This is a genomic window from Chloroflexota bacterium (assembly GCA_018648225.1).
Taxonomy (GTDB): Bacteria; Chloroflexota; Anaerolineae; order Anaerolineales; family UBA11858; genus NIOZ-UU35.
This window is the reverse complement of record JABGRQ010000158.1, coordinates 1-10519: the sequence shown is the minus strand read 5'-3', so window position 1 is coordinate 10519 and position 10519 is coordinate 1. Positions and strand designations below refer to the sequence as shown.

The following is a 10519-nucleotide window of genomic DNA, read 5'->3' as shown; positions in this document are numbered from 1 at the left end:
GTCCAAAGAAAATTCACCACCCGCTGCTGGAAGGCGGCTATGCCACCACCGTACAATTGGCAGCCGAAGATGTGCAGGTGGCGCTGGTAGCCGAGATGACCGCGTCGGGAAGTTTATTATTGGGCAGCAGCCGCGAATTCGCCGGATTTGACCGCCGGGTTTCGCTGGCCGTGATACGAGCAATTGCCCAACGCGCGGCGCGCTTTTTGCCCCATCTGGCGCATAGCTCTGTCATCCGCAGTTATGCTGGCCTGCGTCCCTGGTCGCCAGATCACCTGCCGCTGATTGGTCCGTGCGAGCAGGCGCCCGGCTTCTACCTTGCCAGCGGGCACGAAGGCGCGGGCATCGGCCTGGCCCCAATCACCGGCAAACTCATCGCCGATTGGGTAACTGGCGCAGCACTACCCCCCTACGCCAATGCCGTACTCCCTGACCGTTTTGACCCTATCAAAGGAAGTAAGACAAATGTCCTCATCTGAGATTACAAAATGCGCAATATCGACAGATGCTCTAGCTTTACTGATATATTTGTAATATACTAAAATAAGCGCGCCGTGACTGCCAGGCGAAAGCGCCCTTTGGAATAGCTATCGCCTGAAAGCTGCGAATATGCACAAAAATCTATTTTCAAATTTTGCAAAAGAGGTGATGAAATGAGCAATAGTTTAACCACCGTAGTTTCTTCCAAAACCGTCACGGTTGAAATTCACCGTGAAAAAGCCACCACTATCATTGGCGAACGCATCAACCCCACTGGGCGCAAAAAAATGCTCAAAGCCTTACAGGCCGGGGATTTTGATATGGTGCGACAGGATGCGCTGGCTCAGGTGGCTGCGGGAGCGAAAATTCTGGATGTCAATGCTGGCGTACCTGGTGCAGACGAAGAAGCGCTGCTCAAGCAGGTACTCCAAACTGTAATGGAAACGGTGGATGTGCCGCTGTGTATTGATACGGCAGACCCCCTGGCGCTTGAAGCCGCCCTGAAGACATACGAAGGCAAAGCGCTGATCAATTCTGTCAATGGTGAAGAACGCTCGCTGGAGGCGATTTTGCCGCTGGTCAAGGAATATGGCGCCGCGGTAATCGGGCTGTGCATGGACGATGATGGCATCCCCGCCACAGTCGATGATCGCCTCAAAGTTGCCACAAAAATTATTGAGCGCGCGGCCAAGCTGGGTATTGGCCCTGAAGATATTGTAATTGATCCTTTGGCGCTAACGATGGGCGCCGACCATACCGCCGGTTTTCTAGCTATGCAAACCATCGAGAGAATTGTAGTGGAATTTGGTGTCAATATCACCATGGGCGCCAGCAATATTTCGTTTGGGATGCCCGACCGCAAGCATATCAACTCAACCTTCATCGCGATGTCCATCCATGCCGGGTTGACCTGCCCGATCACAAACCCACTGGAAGAAGAAATCGCCATCGCTGTCTTGGCCGCCGATCTTTCAATGGGGCGGGACGAATATGGCATGAACTGGATTAAAGCCTATCGCAAGCGCCAAAAAGAACAAGCCGAGAACGAGTAATTTGCCACCAAAGAGAGTGAGTGTGCGGCATGAAACCAACCGACGCAGAGCGAGCCTATACACAGATTAAGAAACAGATTGTAACAACAAGCATGACTCCGGGTTCTGTTATCAGTGAAGCTCAATTGATTGATGAGTTAAATCTGGGCAGAACACCCATCCGTGAGGCCATAAAACGACTTCAAGCAGAAAATCTGGTAACGGTCACCCCGCGGCGAGGCATGTTTGTAGCCGACATCACTGTTACGGATCTCACCCAGATATTTGAAGTACGCGTTGTCATCGAGGCCCTCGCTGCTCAGCTGGCGACCAAACGCATAACCCCAGACCAACTTGCAAAACTGCGACAACTTGCGCAGGAGTATCAACTCGCCAGTCTGGAAGATAAAAAAGAATTAATTGAACTTGACGAGGCTTTCCACAGCTTAATTGGACAAGCGGCTCAAAACAAGTTTTTGGAAAAAGACTTAAAACATTACTACAACCTCTCTCTGCGAATATGGTACCTGGCGATCAATTTCGCCCAATCTGAGGATATTGATGTTGTAGCACATATTGAAATTCTGGAAGCCATTGAAGCGGGCGACGCAAAACGTGCCGCATTACGTATGGAAAAACATATTAAAGATTTCCATCAAACCATCAAACAATACCTTTAGCATGTCAAACACATCCCTACTAGGATGTGGAAAATATAACCCAAAATAATTTTGGAGGAAGATAAAACAATGAGTGAAATACTATCCGAACTCTCAACCGCTGTCATTGAAGGCAATCTGGATGATATTGTTGATCTGACAGAAGATGCCCTGGACGAAGACTTCAGCGCACAAGACATCCTTGATAAAGGCTTGATGCCCGGTATGGATCATGTTGGCGTTGAATTCAAAGCTGGCAATATGTTTGTCCCCGAAGTGCTGCGCTCGGCGCGTGCCATGCAATCGTCTATGGAGCTGATCCGCCCGATGCTGATTGCATCCGGCGTCAAGATGGTCGGAAAGGTGCTTCTGGGCACCGTCAAAGGCGACCTGCACGACATCGGCAAGAACCTGGTCGGCATGATGTGCGAAGGCGCGGGTTTCGATGTCCATGACATTGGCAAGGATGTTGAAGCGGATGCCTTTGTTGCCGCCGTCAAGGAATTTGAACCGGATGTGATTGGCATGTCGGCCCTGCTGACGACCACGATGCGCTCCATGGAACACACCATCAAAGCCCTCGAAGAGGCCGGTTTGCGCAACAAGGTTAAGATCATGATCGGCGGCGCACCGGTTACCCAGGCATTTTCGGACCAGATCGGCGCCGATGGCTATGCTTCCAACGCCGCCTCCGCAGCTGAACTTGCCAAAAAATTCGTGGCATAGGTTTTACAAAATCGAAAAGGAGCAATTTGATAATGAGAGGCAACTATACTGTTAACTCTGGCGTGCGTTTTCGAATGCTGACGGATGACCAATTGCAAGAACTGTATGATGGCGTCCTTCACGTACTCGAATACACTGGCCTTGAGGTACACCATGAAGAATCTCTGGAGATTCTGAAGAAAGCCGGGGCTTGGGTAGATGGCAACCGGGTACGCATCCCCTCGTATTTGGTGCGCAAATCGCTGGAACTGGCTCCGCGCAGTTTCACTGTTTTTTCGCGTGATGGCAACCCCGAGAATAATATCCACATCGGGCCGGGGCGCGCCCACTTTGGGCCTGGTCCGACCTGCCCCAACTTCATCGATGTCGAAACGATGGATCGGCGTCCCTATGTTAAATCAGACGTCCCCAAAGTCGCCAAAGTTGTAGATGCCCTGCCGAATGTCGATTTCTGCGAATCGCTGGGTACCGTCAACGATGTGCACCACGATCTCGGCGCGCTCTACGAATTTGCGGGCATGTTCCCCAACACCAGCAAACCGATTGTGGCCTGGTCGTATGACAAATACGATTCGGCTGGCATCCACGAAATTGCCGTGGCCGAAGCGGGTGGACAAGCAGCCTTTGAACGCCGCCCGAACTATATTCACTACTGTGAACCCCTTTCTCCGTTGGTCAGCACCGGCGAAGCGTTGGATAAACTCATCTTCGCCGCCAAGCATCGCATCCCGCTGATCTTCACCCCCTGCCCTATTGCCGGTGGCACCGCCCCTGTAACCGCAGCGGGCATCATCATCCAGGGCGCAGCCGAATCATGGATGGGTTTGACCATCGCTCAGGCCTTGCAGCCGGGCTTGCCCTTCATCATGGGCGGCGTGTTTTCGGTGATGGATATGAGTTCCATGATCCTTTCCTACGGCGCACCAGAGCTTTCGCTGATGATGGCTGGTCTCACCGAACTGGCGCACTTCGCCGGGCTGCCTCTGTGGCAAACGGGCGGCTGCACCGATTCGAAAACTTTCGACGAACAGGCGATTATTGAAGGTTCGCTCTCGGTGTATTTCTCTGCGCTAACGGGTGGCGACCTGACCCACGATGTGGGTTACACCGAAAGCGCGATGACCGGTTCTGTCTTCCAGTTGACTGCCATGGACGAAGCGATTGGCTACGCCCGAAGAATCACTCGCGGCATTGAAGTCAACGAAGACACCATGGCCGTGGATGTGATTAACAATGTTGGCCCCAACGGGCATTACCTGCGCGAAGAACATACCCGCCGCCACTATAAAACCGAGTTCTGGTATCCCAATATTTGCGACCGTCGCAATTACGAAGAATGGGAAGAAGAGGGCAAAAAGACGATGAAAGATCGCACCTATGCCCGCGTGCAAGATATTCTTGCCACACACAAAACAGCCCCCATAAAGCCCGAAACCGAAAAAGTGATTGAAAAGGTTCTGGCCGAAGCGGAAGAGCGCGTCAAGGGAGAATAGGTTCCCAGGCTAAAAAGATCGACAGATGACAGACGGCTGACCACGGTCGGCAGTCTGAGATCACAGAACAATTTTCGGGAATCATCCCGAGGAGAAAAGATAACATGAGTGAAATTTACGAAAAACTATCCGCCGCCATTTTGGAAGGCGATGCCGATAAGACGCCCAAACTTGTGAACCGGGGATTGAAGCAAGGATTGACCCCCAAAGAAGTTCTGGATAATGGCCTGATTGTTGGCATGGATGAAGTTGGCGTGCGTTTTAAGCGCGGCGATATGTTCGTCCCCGAAGTACTGATGTCCGCCGATTCCATGGCAGCGGGTATGCTCATCTTGCGTCCCCTGCTGGTTGAGAGCGGCGCTGAATTGCTGGGCAAAATCGTAATGGGCACCGTCAAAGGCGATCTGCACGATATTGGCAAAAACCTGGTTAGCATGATGTGTGAAGGCGCGGGCTTTGAGATTGTTAATCTCGGCTTCAACGTAGAACCTGATGTCTTCATCAACGCTATCAAAGAGCACCAGCCCGCAATTGTGGGTATGTCGGCAATGCTGACTACTACCATGCGGGCGATGGGCCACACCATCAAAGCCATTGAAGAAGCCGGATTGCGCGACACGGTCAAAGTTTTTGTTGGCGGCGCGCCCGTTGACAGAGAATTTGCAGACACCATCGGTGCAGATGGCTACGGCTCTAACGCCCCCGGTGGCGCCGAACTCGCCAAGCAGCTCGTTGGGGCTGCATAAGGTTTAAGGTGCATTTGTGACTTCATCCAATGGATTGCCAATCGTCGTAATTGCCTGCAAGGTGTTTCAGTCGCTGCTGGAGAAACTAATGCCAGCGGATATGGCTGAACAGGTCACCTTCATGGATTATGGCTTGCATCGTGTGCCTTCCAAGCTCACCTGGGCCGTTCAGGATGCGATTGACGCGGTGGAACATCCCAGCCTGATCGTACTGGGCTACGGGTTATGCGGCAACGGACTCAAGGGCATTAACGCCCGGCAGCACACGCTATTGATCCCCCGCACCGACGATTGTATCGCCATCCTGCTGGGTTCGTATAAAAAATACATTCAGGAATTCGATGCAACCCCCGGCACCTACTATCTCACCAAAGGCTGGTTAGAAGCAGGTAGCAATCCGCTTCAAGAGTACGAAGAGATCAAAGAAAAATATGGCGAGAAAGATGCCACATGGATCATGGATCAGCAATATCAGCATTACGAACGGCTGCTATTCGTTGCCCATAACCAGGCAGATTTGGATGAGTACCGGCCCCAGGCTCAGGAAGTAGCCGAATACTGCCAACGCTGGGGTTACCGCTACGAAGAAATACTCGGGTCCGATATCTACGTGCGCCGTCTGATTGAGGTTGCTATGGCAATCGACAAGACCGACAGCAATTTCGTAGTCATCCCCCCGAGCGGCGAAGTCACACAAAATCTATTCATGCGCTAAAAACCGATACGAGAAAAAACCTTCCCCAACCTGAATTCGTGAATATCATCATGATTTCAGGAAGAACAGGAGAACCAATCATGCAAAGAAGGAAAACCAATTATCTCGTGAATGCCACTCCAACATTTGAGGTGCTCTCACAAGATGAGATCGAAGCAATCTACAATTCGGCACTAACGGTGCTGTATGAAACTGGCGTGCGCGTGTACGAACCAACGGGTATTGAACTGGCCTATTCCGGTGGTGCCATCATCGAAGACCGCACCGACGACAGCGCGCTGGTGAAAATTCCGCCGTGGCTGGTTGACAAAGCCCTGGCAACCCTGCCCGGCAAAGTTGTCACCCGCGGGCCAGATCGCAAATACAAGATGGAACTTTATAAGGATGCCATCACCTTTGGACCGGGTTCTGACACGCCCTTCACGATTGACCCCTACACTGGCAATCGCCGCCGCGCCACCTACAAGGATGTCAAGAATTTTGCCCGCCTGACTCAGGCGCTGCCAAATCTCGACTTCCACATGTCGCTGGGCATCGTGCAAGACACGGCGGTAGGCACCTATGACCGCTGGCAGTATCTGGCGATGCTCGAAGGCACCACCAAGCCCATCAATATCACGGCGGTTGACCTCGACGGGCTCAAAGACCAGCTCGAAATGGCCTATATCCGTGTGGGGGGCAAAGACGAATGGCGCAAAGGCCCGCTCTTCTCGCTGTATATCGAGCCGGTTTCACCGCTGAGCCACTCCGAAGAAGTTATTCAAAAACTGATCTTCGCCACTGATAACGAAATCCCCTTCGTTTACACCCCCTGCCCCCTGGCTGGCGCCACCGCTCCCACCACATTGGCCGGGACCGCCGTCCAGGCGCTCACCGAAAGCCTGTTGGGAATTGTCCTCAGCCAGTTGCGCAAACCGGGCGCGCCGATGATTATTGGCGGCCTGATGTCCAATATGGATATGCGCACCACAGTCTACTGCTACGGCTCGCCAGAAATGGCGTTGCTCAGCGCGGCCTATACCCAGATTACCAAATGGCTGGGCGTGCCGATGTACGAAACCGCGGGCTGCTCCGACTCGAAGATGTTCGACGAACAAGCCGCCATGGAAGCCACCATGAATATTGCCACCGCAGCTTTGGTTGGCGGCAATATGATCCACGATGTGGGCTACCTTGAGCAGGGGCTTACCAGTTCGCCCGATATGATGGTTGCCTCCAACGAGATTATCTCGATGGTCAAGCGCATCCTCAAGGGCATCCCTGTAACCGATGAGACCAAAGCCCTGAATGTGATTGAAGAAGTTGGCCCTGGTGGGCACTATCTCGACCACGACCACACCTACACCCGCTTTAAAACTGAAATCTGGCGCCCTGATATCATTGACCGCCAGGTGTGGGAAAATTGGGAGAACAACGGTAGCAAGACCTTCCGCGACCGGGTACATGACCGCGTTATCGAAATTTTAGAAGCCGAGGAAGAACCGCTCCTCGATGAAAAAATGTACAAAGAACTACGCCGCGTATGTGAATTGGCCGACGAACGCCATAAAGGCGAAGAACTCGACTACAATATGTTCGGTTAGTTCAAAGATTTCACCACAGAGACACAGAGTACACAGAGTTTTTTATAGAAATTCTTCGTGTCCTTTGTGTCTTTGTGGTCAATTGCTTATTTTCGATAAATGATTGAATAAACTGTAACAGTCAACAGTAGCTTGATTAGTTTGACTATCCCATAGGATTTGTCACCCTGAGCGAATGCGAAGGGTCTAGCGCAGCGTAAGGCGCTTTGCTGGATGCTTCACTGCGTTCAGCATGACAACCAATTTTTTTCCAGAGTGTTCAAGCTAATATTGACCACTACAAAAGCTTGAACAAATCTCCATGGTCGTTTTCTCATGAGGAAATCAGGAATGCGGAAAGAAAATATCCTGATTGCTTGGCTTCCTCAAAAAAACTCTTTTTCGGTATGAGAGGCACGAACTTGACACCAATGAACAACTCATCTGACGCGCTCGTTCTGGGCATTGACACGGGAGGCACCTACACCGACGGCGTGCTGCTGGAATATCACTCGCGCACGGTTTTAGCCGCGCATAAAAGCCTGACCACCAAGCGCGATTTTGCTATCGGGATCGAAAAAGTCATTGAGGGGATTCAGATTCAAGACCCATCCAGCATTCAGATGGTTTCGATCTCGACGACCCTGGCAACCAACGCCATTGCCGAAGGTAAAGGCAAACGCGTGGCGCTCTTCCTGATTGGCTATGACCCGGAGTTGGTAGCATCGTTCCAGATGGAACGCCATTTCGCTACACCTAACTTTTATTATTTCGCTGGGGGACATGATCTGTTCGGGCAGGAAAAAGAAGCTCTGGATTTGACTGCGTTGCTGAAAAAAACCAATCAGGTCAAAAATCAGGTGGATGCTATCGCCATTTCGAGTTATTTCAGCCCACTCAACCCCGAACATGAAACCCGCGCCTACAACGCCATCTCACAGGTATGTGATTTACCGATTGTGCTTGGGCATCAGCTCTCAACCAAACTTGGCTCGGTGGAACGCGCCACAACCGCAGCTCTAAATGCTTCGCTGCTCTCTGTACTGCAAGATTTTATCGTGGCGGTGCGCCGAGCAATGGAACACCGCGGCATTGATGCCCCACTAATGGTGGTGCGCGGCGACGGCACGCTGATGAGCGACGAATTTGCCGCCCGATCGCCCGTTGAAACTATTCACTCCGGCCCGGCGGCCAGCGCTATCGGCGGGCGTTTTCTCTCGCATCAGGATGACGCGCTGATCCTTGATGTGGGTGGTACCACCACCGATCTGGCCCTCATTCAGGGTGGAAATGTGTCCATTAGCGAAACGGGAGCCTCGGTCTCCGGTTACAAAACATCGGTCAAGGCGGCCAACCTGCTCTCGATTGGTTTGGGTGGCGACAGCCATATTAGCGTAGACCGCGAGAATAATATTGTCATTGGCCCGGAACGCGTGGTGCCGCTGGCCTATCTGGCGCATCAACATCCGGAGATTCAAACCCGCCTCAAGGCGCTGATCCAAAAAACATGGCCACCACCCACACCCAGTTGGTTGGAATACTGGTACTTATTGCGCGATCCCGGCGATAATTTGCGCGCGTTTTCAGACCGCGAGAAAACGCTGATCAAGATTCTGAAAGCTGGCCCGATCGCGATCCCCGATCTTGTCAAGCAAGTCAACGCCCTGCACAAGAATCAGCTTGGGGCTGATGAATTGATCCGCCGCGAGATTATTGGCAAAGCGGGGCTGACCCCAACCGATTTGCTGCATATTGATGGGCGGCACACACCCTGGGATGTGAAAACTGCTGAATATGGGTTGAAGCTGCTCAGCAATCATCTGCATTGGGAAGAGCCAGGCCTGACAGAATTTATCTGGACGCTGAGCAGCGAGTTGATTGCGAAGGCGATTGTGGAGTTCCTCACCGAGAAAAGCGTCCCCCCGAGTTCGGCACACAGCCCCGATCTGGGTCTGTGGTTCTTCCGCAACAGCCTGTATGCTGAACATCCTCACCTCGCCACGCAAATTCACCTGCAATATCCCATCATCGGCATCGGCGCTCCCGCCGATATTATGCTGCAAGATGTCGCCAAACTGCTGCATACCGAGCTGATTTTGCCCGACCATTATTTCGTTGCCAATGCCGTCGGCGCGATTGCGGGCAGTGTGATGGTATCCGAAGAAATTTTGATCTATCCGCACTTATCTGAAGCTGGGATGGATGTGATTAGCTACTACGTGCAGGCGCGTGATGGGCGCGAAGAATTTGAAGAATTGGACGATGCGCTGGATCACGCTCGAAAATCGGGCTACGACCGGGTATTGAGCGCCGCCTTACGTTCAGGCGCGGACAACCCGCAAGTAGTGGTCGAAGAGATCGCCGACGGGATTGACAGTTACCGCATCCATTTGCAAGCCGTTGGCAACCCGCGTTTATCGAAATAGAGCAAGAATACTGATCTCCGAAATTAGCACGGGAGAAAATATGATGGAACTGGTTCGAGTAGATACCCAACGCGCGTATGCTGCGATCCGTGAAAAAATTGCGACCCTGGAACTTGCGCCAGGCGCGCCGGTTGATGAAGGGAAGCTGGCCCGCGAACTGGATGTGGGGCTGGTACCTGTACGAGAAGCGATAAAGCTGCTCGTACACGATCACCTGATCGAGGCTCCCTCGATGGGCTTATTCATTGCCGAGGTAAAGATTCCAGAGCTGAGGCAGATTAGCGAAATCCGCCTGCTGTTGGAGTGCTACTGTGCGCAGCAAGCCGCCAGATTTGCCACCCCCGACGATTTGGTGGTGCTGGAAGCGCTATGCCGTGAACAATCCCAAGTGCCCCCCGATGAACCGCGTTTGCTCTTTGAGCTGGATCATAAATTCCACCAGGCAATTGCGCAGGCGGCGCATAATAAATATCTGGCCGATATTCTGGATGATTTCTTTGGCCTGTCGCAGCGTTTGTGGTTTTTGGCGCTACCCCACCTGGAATTTTTGCCCGCCGCGGTGGAAAAACACTTAGAACTGGTCGCGGCGATCAAAGCCCAAGATGAAAACCACGCCGAAGCCATTATGCGCCAGCACATTCAGAGTTTCTACGACAAAGTATTTGAAACTTTGCAAAATTT

The 10519-nt window shown here is 52.3% G+C and carries 10 protein-coding genes; all 10 read left to right on the top strand.

The annotated features are described in order from the left end of the window. Positions 1-479 (top strand): FAD-binding oxidoreductase (locus HN413_15110; protein MBT3391726.1); only part of this gene is annotated, 479 nt, incomplete at its 5' end. A gap of 174 nt (positions 480-653) precedes the next feature. Beyond that, positions 654-1532, top strand: coding sequence for a dihydropteroate synthase (locus HN413_15105; protein ID MBT3391725.1), 879 nt, complete (start codon positions 654-656; stop codon positions 1530-1532). 29 nt (positions 1533-1561) lie between these two features. After that, positions 1562-2191 (top strand): GntR family transcriptional regulator, encoded by a 630-nt coding sequence (locus tag HN413_15100; protein MBT3391724.1) that lies wholly within the window; start codon positions 1562-1564, stop codon positions 2189-2191. A gap of 69 nt (positions 2192-2260) precedes the next feature. Next, entirely contained in the window at positions 2261-2896 is a 636-nt protein-coding gene (locus HN413_15095; GenBank protein MBT3391723.1) for a corrinoid protein, read from the top strand. 32 nt (positions 2897-2928) lie between these two features. Next, on the top strand, positions 2929-4389 hold the full coding sequence (locus tag HN413_15090) for a trimethylamine methyltransferase (protein MBT3391722.1): 1461 nt from the start codon (positions 2929-2931) through the stop codon (positions 4387-4389). A gap of 104 nt (positions 4390-4493) precedes the next feature. Further along, entirely contained in the window at positions 4494-5135 is a 642-nt protein-coding gene (locus HN413_15085) for a corrinoid protein (GenBank protein MBT3391721.1), read from the top strand. A 16-nt stretch (positions 5136-5151) separates the two neighbouring features. Continuing rightward, positions 5152-5850, top strand: coding sequence for a DUF1638 domain-containing protein (locus tag HN413_15080; protein MBT3391720.1), 699 nt, complete (start codon positions 5152-5154; stop codon positions 5848-5850). Positions 5851-5930: 80 nt separating this feature from the next. Beyond that, a complete protein-coding gene (locus HN413_15075) occupies positions 5931-7433 on the top strand; it encodes a trimethylamine methyltransferase (protein ID MBT3391719.1) in 1503 nt (500 codons plus the stop codon). Between the two features lie 410 nt (positions 7434-7843). After that, entirely contained in the window at positions 7844-9838 is a 1995-nt protein-coding gene (locus tag HN413_15070) for a hydantoinase/oxoprolinase family protein (protein ID MBT3391718.1), read from the top strand. A gap of 40 nt (positions 9839-9878) precedes the next feature. After that, positions 9879-10519, top strand: a 641-nt coding sequence (locus HN413_15065; protein MBT3391717.1) for a GntR family transcriptional regulator, incomplete at its 3' end; no start/stop codon positions are given.

Coding starts and splice junctions, on each gene's coding strand:
- HN413_15105 (MBT3391725.1), top strand. CDS start 654: ATGAGCAATAGTTTAACCACCGTAGTTTCTTCCAAAACCGTCACGGTT.
- HN413_15095 (MBT3391723.1), top strand. CDS start 2,261: ATGAGTGAAATACTATCCGAACTCTCAACCGCTGTCATTGAAGGCAAT.
- HN413_15085 (MBT3391721.1), top strand. CDS start 4,494: ATGAGTGAAATTTACGAAAAACTATCCGCCGCCATTTTGGAAGGCGAT.
- HN413_15090 (MBT3391722.1), top strand. CDS start 2,929: ATGAGAGGCAACTATACTGTTAACTCTGGCGTGCGTTTTCGAATGCTG.
- HN413_15100 (MBT3391724.1), top strand. CDS start 1,562: ATGAAACCAACCGACGCAGAGCGAGCCTATACACAGATTAAGAAACAG.
- HN413_15070 (MBT3391718.1), top strand. CDS start 7,844: ATGAACAACTCATCTGACGCGCTCGTTCTGGGCATTGACACGGGAGGC.
- HN413_15075 (MBT3391719.1), top strand. CDS start 5,931: ATGCAAAGAAGGAAAACCAATTATCTCGTGAATGCCACTCCAACATTT.